We start from the raw sequence: 19,451 nt of genomic DNA on the forward strand, positions 1-19,451 counted from the left end.
GACGGCGGTGTCAGTCGCACCCGTGACGCTCCGCCACTCCGTCGTCGCTCGCGCCAAGGTGTCTATCGGCCCGTCCGTGATTCGCCGATCGGACGGCGGTCGACCCCTGGCGGACTGTGGCGAGCCAGTGGTCGGTGTGCGCCCGAGAGTCGCCGACCGCCGGACCGGACGCGTCGCCGTCGGCGGCGAACTGCTCCCTCGCGTCGGCCGGATCGGAGAGCGCATCCCGGACGGCGACGTGCCAGCGCGGTGCGGGAACGATGCTCACGCCGTGGCAACAACCGTCTCCGTGGTGCTGTTTCCAGCCTCGTCGACGACCGTGAGCGTGACGTCGTACTCGCCGCCACCGTTCCGCTCGCGGAGGGTGTCGGATCCCGAGGCGCTGTCGCCGCTCACGCCGGTGGACGTCGAATCCACGACCGCTCCGTTTCCGTCGATCAGCTCGATCTCGACGAGATCCAGGTCGCCGTCCGGGTCGGAGACGGCCCAGTCGACGGCGAATCGCGTCCACTGGCCAGCGCTCGTATCCGAGACGTCGAACCGGTCGACGCTCGGTGCCGAATCGCCGCCGTCGCCGTCGTCCGCGTCGGTCGTCACCGCAATCGTGGTACTCGGATCGGATTCGACTCCGTCGTCGGCTTCCGCCGTGACGAAGAACTCGTAGCCGGTGTCGGGGTCGAGCCCGCTCACCGTCTCGGCGGTGTCCGTCGATTCGCCGTCCTTCGATCCGTCGACGTACACGTTGTAGTGGGCGGTGTTCGCCCCGTCGTGGTCCCACTCGAGGTCGACGGTCGTATCGGTGTTCGACGGCGACTCGAGGTTCGTCGGCGCCGCTGGTTCCTCGTCGCCGTCACCGCTGTCGTCACCGGTGGCCACTGCAAACGAGTGCGGTGCGACGTCGACCGAGGTTCCGTCGGAGAACGAGACGGTTCTCGTCGCGTCGGCCGCGTTGTAGGCGACGTAGCTCCGCTCGGTGCCGTCGTCGAAGACCTGGTAGAACGGCGTGTCGGCGACGACCGACGGATCGGGCGCACCGAGTTCGTTCAGGCAGTGGACGAAGTGATAGACGAACGGCGTCGAACTGCCCGCCGGTTCGATCGGCACGCCGTTCTCGGTCATGTCGACGGCATGTTGGGAGTCGGTCATCGCCCGGTACCCCCAGGCCGTCTGTTGCCAGCCGTCGGGCCAGTTGCTGTCGCCACCGGGGCCGCGAGCGATCGCGTCGCGAGCCTCGATCAGGCGAGTCCAGTTGGACTCGGCGTAGTCCTGGTCGTGTCCGAGATAGAGCGTGTGGCCGGCCATCGGCAGCCAGTTGATGCCGAACGTCTCGATCGGATCGGACGTGTCCCAGTAGACCGTCCGCCAGAATCCGACGTCCCAGACCATCGACGAGTACTTGAACGGCCCGGAGCCGTCCGTGTCCAGTTCGTCGGGATCGAGGTTCTCTCCCCAGCCCGCGGGGAACGAGTCCTCGTCGTGGTCGAACCAGTACTCGGTCGTGGCGGTGATCTCGTGGGTGTAGAGGAAGATGCCGGCGTCCCGGAGTTCCTCGTTGCCGGTGAACTCGCCCCAGCGAATCATCGCGGCGTAGGCGTTGACCGCCTCGGAGGACGACTCCTGGTTGTTCCCCCATGCGCTCCCGTTGATCCCGGCCGCGTAAGAGTGGCCGGCGTACGGCTCGAACGTCCGCAGGAACGGAAAGGCGTTCTTCGGATCGGTCGCTGGATCCAACTCGGCCGAGTGGTCCGGACGCTCCCAGTTGGCGTAGTCGCGGATGAGCAACTCGACCATCTCCCCGAAGGCATCGTCCCCAGCCCACTCGGGGTCGAGCCTGGCGATCTCGGCCGCGGCGTAGACGAAGTATCCGTAGTGGAAGTGGTGATCGTTCAGCGCGTCGACCCCGCCGAACTCGCAGCCGGGATAGGACTGGATGACGCCGACGTCGTCGTGGTAGTAGAACAGCTCCTCGCCCTCTTCGGTCGAGAAGGTTTCGCCGTCGACCGTCCAGCTGTTCGTCCTGACGTCGAAGTACGTCGACAGTCGCCCCCGGATCGCCTGGAGGAAGTAGTCCCGATCGTCCGTGCGCCCGCGAACGTCGGCCACCCCGCAGGCGGTGCAGTTGCGCATCAGGTCCTTGCTGGCCCAGTAGGCACACTCGGGAACCCCCTGGGACGTGTACGGCCCGTACTGGTCGTGCAGCGTCTGGATGTAGTCGTCGAGCTGGGCGCCGTCGTACGTGCCGACGTCCGGCAGGTGGGGCAGGATGCCGGGATAGGTCAACGTCGTCGAAAACGACGAGCCGGCCAGCACCTTCAGCTCCCCCTTCGGCGACCAGTACGTGTGTGAGGTGAACGACTCGTCCGTGTGCTTCCACTGCGTCGGGAGCAGCGCCGCGAGCGTTCCGCTCGTCTCGCTCTCGGGTTTCGCCTCCAGCGAGTACGAGTACGTCGTGTGGACCTCCGAGACGGGATCGCCGTTCCCGTCGGTCTGGACGTATTCCCAGTCGACGATCGTGTCGCGCACGACGTTGTAGGCGTACGCTTCGAACTCGTCGAGCGTGGCCGTCGTCCCGTCCGGAAGCACGGCGATCGTCAGGTAGCCCGCGCCCGCGAGATCGGAGGTCAGGGTGTCGCCGCCGACGCCCGACCACTCCGCGTCGGCCGGCGCGAACACGCCGAAGTGCTGTGTCGAGTGGCCGGCCTCGGTCGGTTCGACGGTGAGGCCGAGCACGTTCCCCTCGTCGGCGAACACCGTGACGTTGGCGCTGTCGAGCGGTTCGTCGGCCGCGTCCAGCAGCGAGAGTTCGGCCCCGCCGCCCTCGTACTCCGCGAAGACGAACGGCGACCCGCGGGCCATCGTCACGTCCATCGCGGTGCTCGTTCCGTCTCCCCACCGCGAACGAACGTGCCAGTCACCGTGGTGGTCGGTCCGCGCGTCGTCGAACGTCGAGGCCGCGTCGTGGCCGAGGACTAGCCGCGGGATCTCCGCGTAATCCATGCGGACGAAATCCGCCTCCTCGACCGGCGCGGGTTCGTCCTCCTGGTCGTCCCACGGATCGCGCCAGCCCTGCCAGGTGCTCGGTATCTGGACGCGAAGCCCCTCCGCTCGCGGAACGGCGTAGTACGGATACGCCACGGTCGCGCCGTTGCTGTAGGGAGTCTCCTCCTCGGCGTACGGATCGTATCCGAAGTGGAGTCCGCTCGCCCAGCCGTTGCTCGGGTACGGCGGCTCGACGTTCTCCGTGGTGTATATCGTGTCCGCCGTCGGTGGCGAGTCGTAGTCGTATCCCGTCGGGATGGTGGTCGTGTAACTCCCGCCCCCGACGTCGACGATGTCTCCGTCGTCGACCGCAGCGCCGCTGGCGACGCTCCCGCCGAGAAAAGCGCCGGCGGCGGTCGCTTTCATCAGTGTTCTGCGCGATACCGGAAGGGTGCGCTCGTCGTCGGTCCGGTCCGTGCTCGCCCGGAATGATCGTTTCTCGCTCATTGTGTGTTCACGACTGCGCGATCGTGGCAACTGGTGTCGTGTCACTGACCGGCAGTCACCCGTATTGACTATATTTTTTCTTATAAAACTATCGCAATCAACTGCTGATTTTTGTGTGACGGATGTCGGATTCGTCGCCAACACGTGGCGTGATCGAGGCGTGCGACCATCCCGCGCCGGAGGTCGTGGGTATGGGGCCACGTCGACAGCGGAAATCGGCCCGGCGGGTTCAGTCGGGAGCGCGGTCCCGGGAACCGTCGTCGCCGCCGTCGACGCCGACGGCCCACGACTGGACAGCTATCGCTCGACATCTCGCCCGGAACGGCGGCACCCGACGAGTCGGCAAAAAGCGGTCGCCGCTTACCGCTCGTCCGCGTCCAGACTGACGCCCTCCAGGGGATCGCTGCGCCAGTAGTCGCTGCCCTCGTCGAGACGGAAGCAGGACGCGCGGTGGGGTCCCTCGCCGATCGAGTGCCGGTCGGGCGTCGACTCCCGACAGTACTCCGTCGCGTACGGACACCGCGTGTGGAAGCGGCAGCCGGACGGCGGGTCGACCGGGTCGGGGATATCGATCTCCCGAACCGGTGGTTCCACCGCATCCTCGTCCGGGCTGAGCGACGGCGTCGCCCATTTCAGCACCTTCGTGTAGGGGTGCTGTGGGTTCCGGAGGACCTCCTCGGCTTTCCCGAGTTCGACGAGTTCGCCGAGGTACATCACGCCGAGTCGACCGTCGGCGTGCTCGGCCAGATAGCGCGCGTTCGAGAGGTCGTGTGAGATGAACAGGAACGACGTGTCGAACTGCTCCTGCAGGTCGAGCATCAGGTCCATCACCTCGACGCGAAGCGAGACGTCGAGGGCGCTCACGGCCTCGTCGGCCAAGATGAGATCCGGGTTCATCAGCAGCGCCCGAATCAGCGCGACGCGCTGTTTCTCCCCGCCGGACAGCTGGTGGGGATACCGCCGGGCGTAGTCGTGTGGCGGCGTCATGCCGACGCGATCGAGCATCGCGAGGATCCGCGCCTCGCGGTCCTCGGGCCCCAGGTCGGGCTGGTGGTTCTTCAGCGGTTCGGCGAGCGACGCCTCGACGGTCCGGTGGGGGTTCAACGACGAGCCGGGGTCCTGATGGATGATCTGGAGCGACCGACGGATCTCGTCGTACGGGATCGACGGATTCGAGAATCGCTGTTTCGCCTCCCAGATATCCTGCCCACGGAATGTAACGGAGCCGCCGGTCGGTTTTTGCAACCCAACCGCGGTCTTGCCGATCGTCGTTTTGCCGCTACCGGACTCGCCGACGATCGCGACGACGTCGTTCTCGGGGATCTCGAGGTCGACGCCGTCGACGGCCCGGACCGTCTCCGGGTCCTCGAACGGGTTGAACCCGCTCTCCTGCTCGAAGTGGACTTCGACGTTCTCCAGGGAGACGACGGGGTCGTCGACGTTCATCGGCCCACCTCCGTGGTGAGGTCGATTTCGTCGTCGACCCGGTCCCGGTGGTGACAGGCGATGTCGTGGGTCTCGGTGGCCGCCTCCAGCTCGGGCTTGACCGTCGCGCAGTCGTCGGTCGCGAGGGGACAGCGCTCGTGGTAGGGACAGCCCGGCGGGACGTCGACGGGATCGGGTGCCGATCCGTCGATCGGTCGCATCTCTTCGAGCGGCGACTCGATATCGGGCGTCGAGTTCAGCAGCGCTCGGGTGTACGGATGCTTCGGGGACCGGAGGACCTCCTCGGTCCGGCCCACCTCCGCGAGTTCGAACGCGTAGAGGACGCCGATCCGATCCGCGAGTTTCGTCACGAGCGGGAGGTCGTGCGTGATGAACACCATCGTCAGGTCGTACTTGTCCCGGAGGTCCGAGAGCAGGCTGACGATCGATCGCTGCATCAGCAGGTCCAGCGCCGCCGTCGGCTCGTCCATCACGAGCACCTCCGGTTCGAGGACGAGCGACAGCGCGATCAGCGCGCGCTGTTTCATCCCGCCGGAGAGTTCGTGCGGGTACGAATCGAGCACCCGATCGGGATCGAGGTACAGGTCCGCAAGGAGTTCGCGCGTGCGTTCCATCCCCGTCTCGACGTCGTACCCGTGCGCGTCGAGCGTCTCCACGAAGTGGCCGCGGAGCTTCAGCGTCGGGTTGAACGACGAGAGGGCGCCCTGGAACACCATCGAAATCTCCTCCCAGCGGAGCTGGCGAAGCCGGTCCGTCGAGAGGTCCAGAACGTCGACCGGGTCGCCCGCCGACGGCCGGTAGCGGATCGATCCCGAGGTAACGCCGGGTTCGACGACGGCGTCCAGCAGCGCGGACGCGAACATCGACTTCCCGGAGCCGGATTCGCCGACGATGCCGATGATCTCGTTGCGCTCGATGTCGATGTCCATCCCGTTGAGCACCGTCGACGTCCCGCGATCCATGTGGAACTCGACGGAGAGGTCCCGACAGCTGAGGACGGGATCGGACCGGCCGTCGGCCTCCGGAGCGGCGGGCGCATCGGTGCGCCCGCTCATCGGACACCACCTCCGGTCGTCGCCGTCGCGCCGTCGCCCGTCGGCTCGTCGCCGGAGTCGGTCGTCGAGGAGTGACGGGCCCGAACGCGCGGGTTGAACATCCGATCGGTACCCTGCGAGAACAGGATCAGCCCGAACGACAGGAGCGTGATCGTCGCCAGCGGCGCGAGCAGCCAGTGGGCCATCGACGTGACGTGCATCGCACCGCCGCTGACCGCCTGGTCGATCATGACGCCCCAGTTGACGACGCTGTCGTAGGGCAACACCCCGAGGAAGTACAGTCCGACCGATGCGAAGATGACCTGTCTCGCTGCGTTGACGAACGTAATCAGCACGTACGGCATGATGTTGGGAAGGATGTCTTTGACCATAATCGACGGCGTGGACAGCCCCATCGCTTTCGACGCCTCGACGTACGAGTGGCGGCTGATAGAGAGGACCTGCGACCGGATCTCTCGGGCGAGGCCCGCCCAGACGTTGATCGTCAAGATGAGCCCCATGACGATCGGGTTCTGCGGTTCGAGTATCGCAGCCAGGATGACGATGAGCGGGAGCCCCGGGATCGTCATCACGATATCCGTAATCAGCGAGATCCCCCGATCGGTCCGCCCGCCAGCGTACCCCGCGGTCGTGCCCACGGCCACTCCCATGACCGTGACGAACAGGCCTCCAGCCACGATCATCTGCAGCATCGACGGCGTCGCCCAGACGATCTGGCCGAGGATGTCGCGGCCGAGGTTGTCGGTCCCCAGGGGGTAGGTCAACCCTTCGGCGAGCGGCGCGACCGATCTCGGCCCCTGGTTGACCGCCGGTTCCGGGTAGAGTCTCGGCCCGAGCAGACCCATGACCACGTACAGCAAGAGGATCAGCGCGCCGATGCGAGCGCGGAGGTCGCTCCAGACGATCCTCCCCGGGGCGAGGACCCAGCGGTCGACCAGCCGCCGGTACCGTTCTCTCCGGCTCAGCGTATTGTCGGCGACGGTCTCGAACGCGTCGCCGTCGGTGAGCGCGCCGAGCGACTCCGTTCGTTCGCTCATCAGTGCTCACCTCCTCGAGCCTGGGCGCGGGGGTCGATGAGCCCGTAGGTGAGGTCGGCGATGTAGACGCCGATCACCACGGCGACCGTCATCACGAGGAAGATGCCCATCATGAGCGGGTAGTCGCGGGCCTCGAGCGCCTCGATCATGTAGTACCCCACGCCGGGGTAGCTAAACACCTGTTCGAGGATGACGCTCCCGCCGAGCGCGAACCCGATCGCGATCAGGAGCGCCGTGTACAGCGGGAGTACCGCGTTCCGCCCGACGTACCGCGTCGCGATCCGTCGTTCGGACAGCCCGCGGAGACGCGCGACCCGCAGGTAGTTCTCACCGAGCACCTGGATGCTGTTCCCTCGCATGCCCAGCGCCCAGCCCCCGGCAGCGACGATCGTGAACGACGCGATCAACAGCGACGCGTGCCAGAACGCGTCGCCGAGGAACGCGGCCGTCGCCACTGGCTCCAGCGGCGACAGCGCCGGTTCCATGTCGTTCGAGTACCGGCCACCGGTAGGGAACAGTTCGAGTCGGTAGCCGAGGAACCAGATGAGTAGGATGCCGACGATGTAGTTCGGGATCGAGTTGAGCAGGATCGAGAGCACGGAGGACCCGTAGTCGAATCTGCTCCCCTCCTTGTACGCCATTGCGGCGCCGAGCGAGATGCCGATGGTGAACGAGAGCAACAGCGCGATAGACATCGTGAAGATCGTCCAGGGGAGCGCACCCGCGATGATCTCCGAGACCGGGACGCCCTCGTTGATCGACTCGCCCAGGTCGCCCCGGAGCAGCCCGCCCACGTAGGTGAGGTACTGTTCGTGGAGTGGGTCGGACGGGAGGACGTTGAGCTTGCGCTCGACGCGCTGGTCGATCACGGCCTGTGACATCTCGGGATTGTTCTGGATGAGTTCGGCGCGGTAGGCGTCGGCAGGGTTCCCCGGCATCAACCGAAGCAGGAAGAACGCGAGGCTCATCACCGACACGACCGTGACGATCGCCTGGAGTGTGCGTTCAACGTAGTATTTTTGCATGAATTTATTATCTGGTGTCGTGTATGGCTCGTCCTATTGTTGAAAGCGTCGTTGGACTCATCCGCGCTAGTCCTCGGCTCTGGCCACGAGCTTCCCGACTCGGGGGAGGAACGTCGTCGGATACTGGATGCCGGACGCGTCCGCGTCCGACCCGTCGACGATTTTGAAATTCTCGGTGGAGACGAAACACTGGTCGACCTTCTCCATGAGTGGAAGCAGCGGAAGGTCGTAGTTGAACGCCCACGCCAGCTCGTTGATCTTCTGGCGGGTTTCGTCGCTGTCGGGATCCATGCCGACGAGCGCTTCGAACTCGGGCCCGAACTCGATCGTCTCGGTCTCGCCGTCCGGCTCCCCGATCGGCGGAACGTCGACCGACTCGGGATAGTTGTAGACGTTCCGGGCGTCCCAGCTGTTGAGACTCCAGTTGAGGGAGTGGTACGGATACGTCCACCCGTCCGAGAACCAGAACCCGGCCGCGTCGAAGCCGGTGTCGCCGTAGAGGTCCTCTCCGAAGTAGACGCCGTCGTCACGGGTGACGAGATTCGTCTCGATGCCGAAGTTCTGGAGGTGCTGGTTCATCGTGATCGCCGCGTCGACCCAGTCGTTCCAGGCGGCGGGCACCTTGTACTCGAACTCGAGCGTCTCGCCGTCCTCGTCGACCCAGGTACCGTCCTCCTGGGAGAAGCCGGCCTCCTCGAGCAGTTCGGCGGCCCGCTCGGTGTTCTGCCCGGAGTAATCCTCGAAGTCGTCCGGATCGTCGAGCCAGTCCTGAGCCGACCCATCGAAGTTCCCGGCGATGCCGGTCGGGACCTCCACGGGTGCCTTCGCGTCGCCGCCGCCCGCGGAGTTCTCCGCGACGACCGCCCGATCGATCGCGTGAGCGATCGCCTGCCGGACCTCGCGCTGCCCGAGGTGCTCGTGTTCGTGGTCGAACGCGATCGATTTCCCCCAGTTGGTTGGCTGCTGGATCTCGACGACAGTCTCGGGGAACGACGCCTTGATGTCCGGCGAGGTGAAGATGTTGTGCAGCGCGTCGACCGTGCCGCCGCGGATCGCCTGCCAGGCCTGCTCGTTCCCGTCGATGAACTGGAACCGGTACTCTCTGAAGTTGACGTTGTCGGCCCAGTGGGAGTCCTCGAACTTCGTGGTGACGAGTTCCTGTTCACCCGCGTTGTCGTACTTGAACGGGCCGGTCCCGATCGGCTCTTCGGGCGCGAACTCCGTCAGTGCCGACGACTCCGGATCATCCGCCAACTCCTGGCGGATATCCTCGTACTGCTCGGCCGGCCTGTCCAGTTGCATCCCCCGAATCGAGTTGAGGAACACGGGCTCGGAGACGTCGGCTTCGAGCCCGATCTCGACGGACCTGTCGTCGACAGCCTCGACGTTCTCGACCGAGGTGTAGTTCCCCATCGGGTGGTTGTCGTACAGAGAGATGTGCAGCTTTCGCTCGAGGTCCGCCGCCGTGGCGTCCTCGCCGTTGTGCCAGGTCACCCCCTCCTGGAGCGTCAGCGTCGCCGTCTCCTCGCCGACCGCCCAGTCGGAGAGTGCCCCTTCGACGAATTCGCCCGTCGTCGCCCGGAAGTACAGCAGCCGGTCGAAGACCACGAAGCCGGGACGGTCCGGGTAATTGCTGTCGTTCGCGTCGTTCCACTGCATGTCGCCCGGGATAACCGACGTCGGCGCGGTGAACGTCCGTTCGGTCATCGGCTCGTCGCCTGTAATCTCCCCGGTGGCCGGCCCGTCGCTGTTGTCGCCGCCGAAACAGCCGGCGAGCGCCGCCGCACCGGCCACACCGGTGAACTGCAGGAGTCGACGTCGTGATGTCTCTGCGGTGCTCTGTGGCCCACTCTCTTTGCTCATGTTGCTACCCAACCTTGCGTATCGGGCAATAAATAACTTTCGAAAATCATAACATTTCATCATGGGAGAGTGATTCGGCGCGCGTGACTCCGCCCCAACTGAGTCGTGCTCGACTGTCCCCCAGTACCAGCGCTCGATTCTGCCGTCCGGTCCCCGGAGATACATTTATTAACTCCCGTTTTAGATATCAACACCCATGACAAGCCTGGACGGCAGTGAGCCGTACCTAGATCCGTCGCTGTCGATCGACGAACGCGTCGCCGATCTGCTCGACCGGATGACGCTCGAGGAGAAGATCGGTCAACTGGCCGGGTCCTACGTCGGGACGCTCGGCGAGGGGCCCCACGGTGTCGACGACGTCATCGCCGAGATCGACGAGTACCACGTCGGTGCGGTCGCCCCGTTCGGCTGGGGTGGCTCGCCCAACGAGTCGCTCGAGGACGCGGTCGACGCGGCGCGCCGACTGCAGACCCACGCCGTCGAGGAGACGCGGCTGGGCGTCCCGCTGCTGTTCGCCGCCGACGCGATCCACGGCCACGCGTACATCAAGGAGTCGACCGTCTTCCCGAACAACCTCGGCGCGGCGGCGACGTGGTGTCCCGAACTCGTCGAACGCACGGCCGAAATCACGGCGGCGGAGATGCGCGCCACCGGGGCCGCCCAGAACTATAGCCCGACCTGCGACGTCGCCCGCGATCCGCGGTGGGGTCGGACCGGGGAGACGTACGGTGAGAGTCCGTACCTCGTCGGAACGCTGGCCGCCTGCGAGATCCGCGGCTACCGGGGCGAGGACCCCGACGAGCCCTCGGTGCTCGCGACGGCGAAGCACTTTCCGGCCTACGGCGACCCCACGCGCGGCGAGGACGCCGCTCCGGTCGATATTTCCGCCCACACGCTCCGCAACGTGTTCCTCCCGCCGTTCGAGGCGGCGCTCGAGGAGGGCGTCGGCGCGGTGATGCCGTGCTACAACTCGATCGACGGCGAACCGGCCCACGGATCGCGTCGCTTCCTGACCGAACTCCTCCGCGAGGAACTCGGGTTCGACGGGATCGTCGTCTCCGACTGGAACGGGATCGGCCAGCTACACGAAGAACACCGCACGGCGGGAACGCCGATCGAGGCCGCACGTCAGACCCGCGAGGCGGGGCTCGATATCGGGTCGGTCGCCGGCGCCGAACACGCCCGCCACATCCGGGACCTGCTCGAACGCGGCGACCTGTCCGACCAGTTGATCGAGGCCAGCGCCGAGCGGGTGCTGCGGGCGAAATTCGCGCTCGGCCTCTTCGAGGACCCGTACCCGGAGCCCGCGGCCGAAGACGTACTGGGCGCGCCCGACCACCTCGACGTCGCGCGCGAGGCCGTCCGGAAATCGCTCACGCTCTTGCAGAACGACGGGGACGTACTCCCCCTCGACGACGGCGTCGACGAGGTGTTCGTGACCGGGCCGAACGCCGACGAGATCGTCCACCAGAACGGCGGGTGGAGCTGTAACGCGGATACCGGCGTCCCCGGGACGACGATCCGCGAGGGGATCGTCGACGCCGTCGCCGACGAGACGGTCGTGACCCACGAACCGGGCAGTGACATTACGACGCCCGTCGATATCGACGCCGCCGCGGAGCGGGCGGCCGAGGCGGACGTCGCCGTCGTCGCGCTCGGCGAGGACTGGTACCTCCACGAGTTCGGCCCCGCGGCGGAAACCGACGGCGCGACCGGCGAGTTCCCGACCCGGAACGAACTGTCGCTTCCCGACGCGCAGCGCGACCTCGTCGACGCGGTAGCGGAGACGGGGACACCCGTCGTCGCGGTCCTGGTCACCGGCCGCCCGCTGGCCATCGAGTGGCTGTCGGAGACGGTGCCGGCGATCCTCATGGCGTACTACCCGGGCAGGGTCGGCGGCGAGGTGATCGGCGAGACGCTGGTCGGCGAGGCCGAACCCGGCGGGCGACTCCCGATTTCGATCCCGCGATCGGCGGCGACGCTGCCCACGTACTTCAACCACCGGCCGCACCCGCACCCGATCGGTGCCGACGAGCACCCGCCGTCGTACGATCCGCTGTTCGAGTTCGGCCACGGACTCAGCTACACCACCGTCGAGTACGAGTCGATCGACCTCTCTGGCGACGCGATCAGCCCGGACGAGGCCCTCACGGTCCGCGTCACGCTGGCCAACACGGGCGATCGCCACGGGAGCGAGGTCGTCCAGGTGTTCGGCCGGGACGAGTTCAGTTCGGTCGTAACGCCCGTCCGCGAGCTGTGGGCGTTCGAACGCGTCGAACTGGCACCCGGCGAACGAGCGACCGCGGAACTCCGGATCAGCGCGGACCGGATCGGGCTCTTCGAGCGGTCGCGCGACGGCCGCGCCGACACCGGACGTCTCCGCCTCTTCGTCGGGGACCGGACGTTCGACCTCGACGTCGATCCGAGCGATCGCTGAAGCACCGACACCACCCAGGCGACACTGCGGAGAGTTCCTTCTGGTCGTCGAGCTCTCGGCGTGAAACCTGCTAGCGACGCGGCTGTCGCCGCCCGCAGTCGTCAGCACCGCGTAGACCGCCGGTGCAGGCGAATCCGTCGCATTCGAATAGCACACAGCTTACAGTGTTCCTGGAAACATACGTCGACTTACTACTATTCATTTCGTGCTTCTTGGATAGAAATAGGGCGACGTAAAGGCCTCGGTTATGTAAGAAATATATTTATTACCGGGACTGTAGACAAACATCTGCTATATTGGTACGGCGGGATGCGATCGATCGAACGCGCTCGGCGATTTACGCTCGTATTGGCGTAAAACACTGGGTCTGCGGAATTCGATCATCCGCGCAGCCGACGCGGGAAGCCCGCTGTGACGGGCGCCGGATCAACCGCGCCGTCTCTCCGTCTTCGCCTGGGACGATCGATCGCCGGGGTGCCGGCGTTACCGAACTATCGAACGCGCTCGGGTGCTCGAAGACCACGGTGCACACGCACCTCTCGACACTGTCCCGGCTCGGGTACGTCACGCGGGACGCCGACGAGTATCGCGCCAGCCTCGGGTTCCTCACGACCGGGAACCGGATCCGGGAGGGGTTCGATCTCTATCGCTACGGGGTCACCGTCGCGAACTCGCTCGCAGAATCGACGGGTGAGGTCGTCCACCTCGCCGTCGAGGAGGACCGGCTGGTCCACTTCGTCCACGCGACCCGCGGCGGTCCGAACGCGATCGAGTCCGTGACCCCGATCGGCCGGACGGCGCCACTTCACGCGACCGCGGTCGGGAAAGCGATGCTGGCCGACATGCCCGAGGATCGCCGCGAAGCCGTGTTCGCCCAGGAACTGGAACCGATGACGTCGCGGACGATCACCAACCCGGACCCGCTCCGCAAGGAACTCGATCGCATCCGTGAGCAGGGATACGCCATCAACGACCAGGAACAGGTACTGGGTGCGCGGTCGGTCGCATGTACTGTGGAGTACGTGTCGGGCGGCCTTATGGGTGCGATCGTGGTTAGCGGACATGCGTCCCGGTTCGACGACGCGCGCATCGAGGAGCTGGCAGAGAAGGTCCAGGGGGCCGCGGACCAGATCGAAATCGAGCAAGGATAACGGCGAGGCCGGCGCCAGTGGATCGATTCTAGTTGTTTGCTATCGCCAAACAGCTAGCCTGTCGTCCCCAGTAGAATTACAATCGTATGTATGTAAGATACATCACTCCGTCCGTCCCGTGAATGGCCGCGTCTCCGTATCAGTTCTGCACGTCGTGGTATCCCCCAATCGCCTCGGTACGATCATCGCGTCTCTGGCACCGAGATTCAGGGGCACAACCGATCACGATGGCGACGCACTGACACGGGGTTGGGGCCGGCGATACGAGATCGGCATAGGCAGTCTGCGGGTGGAACTCTCACGAAGGGGGCCCTCGACGGAGTGGCCTCGCACCGGTCGAATACCCGTCGCGACGACGCGCGATCGGCCAGGTGTTAGGGATGAGCAAACACGGCGCGCCTGTCACCGAGGGTGTCGTACTCACGAGTCGGTCGACGGTCCCGTCACGTCACTCGAAGCGCACGGGGCGCTCGAACGCATCGCGCACGTGACCGCACGGCGGTGCCCGGATGGGAGGAGCCCATCGCGCGAATTTCGGCCTACAACTGCTGAGTCGCAGTATCTCTGGATTGGGACGTAGAGTCCTGTATGCAGCGCGAGAACGCTGAGCCACGAGTCGAGCAGTTACCGGGCCCACAGGCGGGGCAACGGGTCGACCACCATCGTCAGTCGGTCGGCCCGAGCACGGACGGCTACGACTTCGTCTGAGGGACAAAGACGCGGAGGACCCCTTCTGGGCTGCTTCCGAAGGCAACGTTCTTTTCGACGTCACATCGCCATAGCACCTCGCGGGGACACCAACCCAAGATCGTCGAGAACGACGATCTTCGAGACGAATCGTCAGGGCAAGCCGGATGCGCCCGGCCGAGCTATCGTCTAGACATAATATCACGTGACCTGAAGGGATCGTTCTCGAGTTCCGGTAACCCAAACTACCACTTTTAAATACTGTTTCTAATTTGGATAGATTGGGGTCGTACGGCCGTGTTCGGCCGGTCACGACTGCACGCAGAAACCGGGCCACAGCCAGTCGACGGACGATCCCGGCCTCCGACCCCGCTCGCCAACACCGTGAGTCGCCTCGCCGGGCGGCGTAATCGACCGTCCGTCGCGATCCCTCCAGAAACGAACGATCTCTCGCGGGACGCCCGAGCAGTCAGAGATCCGTCCACAGTCGTCGAGAGGACTGTGTGAACCCACCAAGAAACAAGCGGTAACTGCCGCATTCTCGGCGATTCAGCGCTGAGACTCACCAAGACACGCGTCGATCGCGGACTCGGTCTCGGGACGGAGCCCCAATACCCAGCCGCTGTCTAATATCTATTTGTCGATATTATGTCCCACATACCAGTTCTCGAATTATTTTGGTCACTGCTCCAGCGATCGGTAACTGGATTATCAGTGTCACATCTGCCATGGGGGCTACCAGTCCGACCGTCCCGCCGGCCAGTCTCCGTCGTCCGTGCTCGTACGATCGGTTCGGGACCGGCGACGGCCCGCCACGCGCCGCGGGAGTCGGTGGCGAGACGTGTCGCGGACGGCCCGCTACGGGCCGAGCCGCAGGCGATCGCACTGCTCAAGGTATACTATTCGCTGAGAAGCATCCGCACGTATTTGTAGTCCGCTACGGGAGCCCGCCGATGGAGTACTCCGAGCCGGTACTGCTCTCGCACCACCACCGGATGCAGGAGACGGCGACGTGGCACGCCTGTGAAACCGAGCTCGGCGCCCGCGAACGCCGGGTCACGTGGCGAACTCGCGACGGCACGGACGTGTTCCGGTATCACTACTGCAGCGACGCCCGTCTCCCGGCGTCGGCGTCCGACACGCTCTCACCATAACAGTCGGAAGCGGTCTCGGCGACGAACTGGGCAGCCGTGTTCGCTCCAGCGGAACTACGAGTGTGTGCGACCCGAGCGAGAAGATCGTCTCGATCCCACCACCGGCACATCGCCCGTCCCGGGTCGGTATGCCATCGCGCCGGTGGCCGGCGGTCCCTGATCGAAGAGTACCCCTATGAGACCGCGCTATCGATGCTGAGTCGGGACGGAACGATCAGCGGGACGACTCGGCCGCGAGGAGGTGTGACCGACAGGCGGGGTGCACCGGTTCGCCACGGTACCGCGAGGCGCGATCGCCGATCGGTCGTTGGCACATCCGACAGATGGTGGACGGCGCGGAGTGAGTGCTCATCGTCGTTCCGCTGAACATTCAGTCAGCGATTATATTACATTTTCGTATAGTATGTTGATATTACGTCTGTATTAACTATTCCATAATTACATGCGATTTTGCAAACAAGACAGGAATCGGCGCACGCCACTGCACAGGCCGCTCGTCCTCGCCGGCACCCGGTCGACCGCTGAGAACTATTCGAACGGCGTCGAGGTGGCTCGACTCTCGTTCCCTTCATCGAACGACAACGCAGACCGGACTACTCGTCGGGGACAGTCTCTGCGACTGGTCGCGGTGGTGCCAGTCAGGACCGCCGGCATGGGCCCGATGGGTGCCACCGCTTCTCTCGCGGGCCGAGCACCGGTTCACCGGCGCCGGGGGAGTGGTCGGCCCAACCATCGGTAACCAGAACTGTTAAACGAGTTGATTTTCCACTGGTTATTAGGGGGCAGGTGAGGCAGCTCAGTCACGCCCTGTGCGCTGCTACGACCACGTATCGACGAGCACATCGATCGAGGCACCTGTCCCCGTGCGACGATCAAGCGATCTTTTCACCCGACACTGATGACGCGACGATCGCTAGTCCCCGCGCAGTTCGGGTAGCCGGCCTCACGCCCTCGGGCTGGCTCCCGTCGTCTCCTCCGAAACCGCGGATGAGATCCCGCGTCACTTCCAGTCGGAGCGGCCCCGACTCACCGGCGGCGCGAGGGCTCACTCGACGGTTACGCTCTTGGCCAGGTTGCGCGGTTTGTCGATCGCGCGTCCGAGTTCGTTCGCGGTCCAGTACGCGACCAGTTGGAGCTGGACGTTCGCGACGATCGAACTGGCGACGGGCGAGGTCGCCGGCACCTCGAGGGCGTAATCCGCGTAGCGAGCGACGTCCGATCGGCCATCGGTCACGGCCACGACTGGCGTCCCCCGGGCTTCGACCTCTTTGACGTTGCCGATCGTCTTCTCGGCGAGGGGGTCGTCACCGGTGACGATCGCGAAGACCGGCGTCTCTTCCGACACCAGCGCCAGCGGCCCGTGTTTCAGTTCGCCGGCGGCAAACCCCTCGGCGTGGTTGTACGTGATCTCTTTCATCTTCAGCGCCCCCTCGAGCGCGACGGGGTAGTGATACCCGCGGCCGATGAAGAAGTAGGCCTCGGCGTCGTGGTAGGTGTCGGCGATCTCGCGCGCCGTCGAGGAATCCAGCACGGACTGGATCTGGTCGGGGACCGCCCGGAGCTCCTGGACGAGCTCGCGCGATCGCTGGTCGCTCAGTTCGGCCGCGAGCATCGTGAGCGCGGCCTGCTGGCTCGCGAACGTCTTCGTCGCCGCCACGCTGATCTCCGGGCCCGCACGGATGTACAGCACCTCGTCCGTCTCGCGGGCCGCGGAGCTCCCGACGACGTTCGTTACGGCGACGGTCGTCGCCCCGGCACCGTTAGCCTCCCGAATCGCGCGCATCGTATCCGCCGTCTCGCCACTCTGGGTGACCCCGACGACGAGCGAGTCGGAATCGATCGGGACGCGATCCGCGGTGAACTCGCTCGCCAGAAACGCCTGCGCGGGAACGCCACGTTCCTGGAGGAGTCGCGCGCCGAACATGGCGGCGTGATAGGAGGTCCCACAGGCGACGAAGATGACCCCCCGCGTCGGCTCGAGCGCCCCGACGTCGGGGAGTGTGACCTGCCCGGTCAGTTCGTCGAGACGGCCCCGGAAACACTCCCGTAAGGCCGCGGGCTGTTCGTTGATCTCTTTGAGCATGTAGTGCTCGTAGCCGCTCTTGCCAGCGTCCTCCGGATCCCAGGCGATCGTCTCGACCGACGGATCGACCCGCTGGCCGTTCGCATCGGTAACGACGAGTTCGTCGGGAGTGAGGCGGGCGAACTCGCCGTCGTCCAGGTAGATGACCCGATCGGTGTATTCGATGAACGCGGGCACGTCGCTCGCGAGGAAGTGGCCATCGTCGGCGACGCCGAGCACGAGCGGTGATTCGTGACGCGCGGCGTAGACCGTCTCCGTCCCGTCGAAGACGGCCGCGATCGCGTAACTCCCCTCGAGCCGATCGATCGCCGCGCGAAACGCGGCCTCGGGCGCCAGTCCGTCGTCGAGATGGCGTGCGATCAGGTGGGGGACGACCTCGGTGTCGGTATCGCTGTCGAACGTGACCCCCGCAGCCGCGAGGTCATCGCGGAGCACCTGGTAGTTCTCGATGATGCCGTTGTGCACGACGGCGACCCGTTCGGCGGCATCGGTGTGGGGGTGGGCGTTGGCGTCCGACGGGGGGCCGTGCGTGCTCCAGCGGGTGTGGCCGATGCCGATCGCGTCGCCGTCGAACCCGTCCCGCGGAAGCGCGGACTCGAGCGCCGAGAGTTCCCCCTCCCGCTTGTGGACGTCGATCCCGCCGTCCGCCAGGGCGACGCCCGCCGAATCGTACCCCCGATACTCCAATTGTGACAGCCCCTCGAGGAGGACCTCGAGGGCGTCGTCGCCGCGGTCGGTCCCGACGTAGCCGATGATGCCACACATCAGGCACGCACCTCCACGTCGTTCTCGATCGTCCCGCTGACGGTCGAGCCGGCCCGAACGATCGCATCGGCGCCGACGATCGTTCCCGGGCGATACGTCACGCCTCCCTCGTCACGAACCCGGTCGGCGAGCACGGCCCCGAGGTCTTCGTTCCGGTGGATCTGGGTGCCGACCGCCACGTCGCCGGGCCCGCCGACGACGGTCGAGCCCGGCCCCACGTGGACGCCACGGCCGGTCACGCAATCGACCAGCGTCGCGTTCGCGCCGACGCGGGTATCGCTCTCGATGATCGAGTGGTCGACGACGGCGTTCGCCGCGATGGTGACGTTCTCGCCGAGACAGACGTTCGGCCCGACGACGGCGCCCGGGCCGACGACGCAGTCGGGTTCGATGACGACAGGTTCGACGATCGTCGCGTCGGCGTGGACCGCCGCGCTGGGGGCGATCTGACTCGCGACGCCACCGTCGGTCTCGAGGAGGTCGTCCGCGATCTCGAGGAGGTCCCACGGGTAGGTCGCGTCGACCCAGACGCCGTCCGAGACGACGCCGTGAATCGCCAGCCCGTCCTCGAGGGCCGCCGACAGGGCGTCGACGAGCGAGTGTTCGCCCGCCCGTGGGCTCGTGGTGCGGACGACATCGAAGATCTCGGGCTCGAAGACGTACACGCCGGCGTTGAGCCGATAGCTCCGCTCGTCGTGAGGGTTTTCGACGAGCTCAGTCACGTGGCCGTCGTCATCGACCAGGACGCCGCCGTACTCCGCGACGTCCGAGCGTTGGACGAGCCCGAGGGTGGCCGCCGCCGCATCGTGACTTCGGACAACGTCGCGTACGATCCGGTCGTCGATGAGCTGGTCGCCGTAGACCACCAACGTCGGCTCGTCGGCCTCCGGCTCGGCCTGGAGGAGCGCATGGCCGCTGCCGAGCTGTTTGTCCTGGGTCACGTAGGTGAGCGGGACGTTGCGATAGGTCGGTCCGAAATGGGATTGGACGCGGTTGCGCTGGTAGCCGACGACGACCGTGATATCGGTGACGCCCGCGTCGATCAACTCGTCGAAGACGTGTTCCAGAATGGGTTTAGGACCGGCAGAGAGCATCGGTTTCGGCCGGTTCGTCGTGAGCGGCCGGAGCCGCTGGCCTTCGCCAGCCGCAAGGACGATCGCAGAACGAATAGTCATGAGTGGGTAACAGTAATAGAGGAAGGTTATTCTTTCGGCCCAATACTATCGATCTGGGGATGAGAACCACTGAGAGGCCGACTGGTG

At 65.8% G+C, this 19,451-nt stretch carries 12 protein-coding genes; 3 read left to right on the top strand and 9 right to left on the bottom strand.

Annotated features, from left to right (window positions below):
• Nucleotides 1-10: 10 nt before the first annotated feature.
• From AC6I6X_RS11630 to AC6I6X_RS11660, 7 genes are all read right to left on the bottom strand, one after another.
• Complete coding sequence (locus tag AC6I6X_RS11630) at nucleotides 11-268, bottom strand: hypothetical protein (protein WP_497930678.1); 258 nt, start codon at nucleotides 266-268, stop codon at nucleotides 11-13.
• Nucleotides 265-3,486 (bottom strand): glycosyl hydrolase, encoded by a 3,222-nt coding sequence (locus tag AC6I6X_RS11635; protein ID WP_497930679.1) that lies wholly within the window; start codon nucleotides 3,484-3,486, stop codon nucleotides 265-267. Before AC6I6X_RS11635 ends, AC6I6X_RS11630 begins: the two co-directional genes overlap by 4 nt.
• 360 nt (nucleotides 3,487-3,846) lie before the next feature.
• The gene (locus tag AC6I6X_RS11640; protein ID WP_497930680.1) at nucleotides 3,847-4,932 is read right to left on the bottom strand and encodes an ABC transporter ATP-binding protein; all 1,086 of its coding nucleotides are present in this window, start codon (nucleotides 4,930-4,932) and stop codon (nucleotides 3,847-3,849) included.
• Nucleotides 4,929-5,987: an ABC transporter ATP-binding protein gene (locus tag AC6I6X_RS11645; RefSeq protein WP_497930681.1), complete on the bottom strand. Its 1,059-nt coding sequence runs from the start codon at nucleotides 5,985-5,987 to the stop codon at nucleotides 4,929-4,931. The genes AC6I6X_RS11640 and AC6I6X_RS11645 overlap by 4 nt, the downstream gene beginning before the upstream one ends.
• Nucleotides 5,984-7,024: an ABC transporter permease gene (locus AC6I6X_RS11650; protein ID WP_497930682.1), complete on the bottom strand. Its 1,041-nt coding sequence runs from the start codon at nucleotides 7,022-7,024 to the stop codon at nucleotides 5,984-5,986. Before AC6I6X_RS11650 ends, AC6I6X_RS11645 begins: the two co-directional genes overlap by 4 nt.
• Nucleotides 7,024-8,049, bottom strand: a complete 1,026-nt coding sequence (locus AC6I6X_RS11655; protein WP_497930683.1) for an ABC transporter permease — start codon at nucleotides 8,047-8,049, stop codon at nucleotides 7,024-7,026. The genes AC6I6X_RS11650 and AC6I6X_RS11655 overlap by 1 nt, the downstream gene beginning before the upstream one ends.
• Nucleotides 8,050-8,115: 66 nt before the next feature.
• The gene (locus AC6I6X_RS11660; RefSeq protein WP_497930684.1) at nucleotides 8,116-9,912 is read right to left on the bottom strand and encodes an ABC transporter substrate-binding protein; all 1,797 of its coding nucleotides are present in this window, start codon (nucleotides 9,910-9,912) and stop codon (nucleotides 8,116-8,118) included.
• Between the two features lie 196 nt (nucleotides 9,913-10,108).
• Here AC6I6X_RS11660 and AC6I6X_RS11665 point away from each other — a divergent pair, with 196 nt between their 5' ends.
• The 3 genes from AC6I6X_RS11665 to AC6I6X_RS11675 all read left to right on the top strand — a co-directional run bounded on the left by AC6I6X_RS11665 (nucleotide 10,109) and on the right by AC6I6X_RS11675 (nucleotide 15,341).
• The gene (locus tag AC6I6X_RS11665) at nucleotides 10,109-12,349 is read left to right on the top strand and encodes a glycoside hydrolase family 3 N-terminal domain-containing protein (RefSeq protein WP_497930685.1); all 2,241 of its coding nucleotides are present in this window, start codon (nucleotides 10,109-10,111) and stop codon (nucleotides 12,347-12,349) included.
• 296 nt (nucleotides 12,350-12,645) lie between these two features.
• On the top strand, nucleotides 12,646-13,500 hold the full coding sequence (locus AC6I6X_RS11670) for an IclR family transcriptional regulator (RefSeq protein WP_497930686.1): 855 nt from the start codon (nucleotides 12,646-12,648) through the stop codon (nucleotides 13,498-13,500).
• Nucleotides 13,501-15,140: 1,640 nt separating this feature from the next.
• A complete protein-coding gene (locus AC6I6X_RS11675) occupies nucleotides 15,141-15,341 on the top strand; it encodes a hypothetical protein (protein WP_497930687.1) in 201 nt (66 codons plus the stop codon).
• Between the two features lie 1,045 nt (nucleotides 15,342-16,386).
• Here AC6I6X_RS11675 and glmS read toward each other — a convergent pair.
• The gene (gene glmS / locus AC6I6X_RS11680) at nucleotides 16,387-18,189 is read right to left on the bottom strand and encodes a glutamine--fructose-6-phosphate transaminase (isomerizing) (protein WP_497930688.1); all 1,803 of its coding nucleotides are present in this window, start codon (nucleotides 18,187-18,189) and stop codon (nucleotides 16,387-16,389) included.
• Entirely contained in the window at nucleotides 18,189-19,364 is a 1,176-nt protein-coding gene (locus AC6I6X_RS11685; protein WP_497930689.1) for a sugar phosphate nucleotidyltransferase, read from the bottom strand. The genes glmS and AC6I6X_RS11685 overlap by 1 nt, the downstream gene beginning before the upstream one ends.
• Between the last annotated feature and the right edge of the window lie 87 nt (nucleotides 19,365-19,451).

This window comes from Halosolutus sp. YCN4 (assembly GCF_059736495.1).

Excerpts from the sequence above, each read along its gene's own strand:
- AC6I6X_RS11660 (WP_497930684.1), bottom strand. The coding sequence starts at position 9,912 with ATGAGCAAAGAGAGTGGGCCACAGAGCACCGCAGAGACATCACGACGT.
- AC6I6X_RS11650 (WP_497930682.1), bottom strand. The coding sequence starts at position 7,024 with ATGAGCGAACGAACGGAGTCGCTCGGCGCGCTCACCGACGGCGACGCG.
- AC6I6X_RS11665 (WP_497930685.1), top strand. The coding sequence starts at position 10,109 with ATGACAAGCCTGGACGGCAGTGAGCCGTACCTAGATCCGTCGCTGTCG.
- glmS (WP_497930688.1), bottom strand. The coding sequence starts at position 18,189 with ATGTGTGGCATCATCGGCTACGTCGGGACCGACCGCGGCGACGACGCC.
- AC6I6X_RS11685 (WP_497930689.1), bottom strand. The coding sequence starts at position 19,364 with ATGACTATTCGTTCTGCGATCGTCCTTGCGGCTGGCGAAGGCCAGCGG.
- AC6I6X_RS11675 (WP_497930687.1), top strand. The coding sequence starts at position 15,141 with ATGGAGTACTCCGAGCCGGTACTGCTCTCGCACCACCACCGGATGCAG.
- AC6I6X_RS11645 (WP_497930681.1), bottom strand. The coding sequence starts at position 5,987 with ATGAGCGGGCGCACCGATGCGCCCGCCGCTCCGGAGGCCGACGGCCGG.
- AC6I6X_RS11640 (WP_497930680.1), bottom strand. The coding sequence starts at position 4,932 with ATGAACGTCGACGACCCCGTCGTCTCCCTGGAGAACGTCGAAGTCCAC.
- AC6I6X_RS11635 (WP_497930679.1), bottom strand. The coding sequence starts at position 3,486 with ATGAGCGAGAAACGATCATTCCGGGCGAGCACGGACCGGACCGACGAC.
- AC6I6X_RS11655 (WP_497930683.1), bottom strand. The coding sequence starts at position 8,049 with ATGCAAAAATACTACGTTGAACGCACACTCCAGGCGATCGTCACGGTC.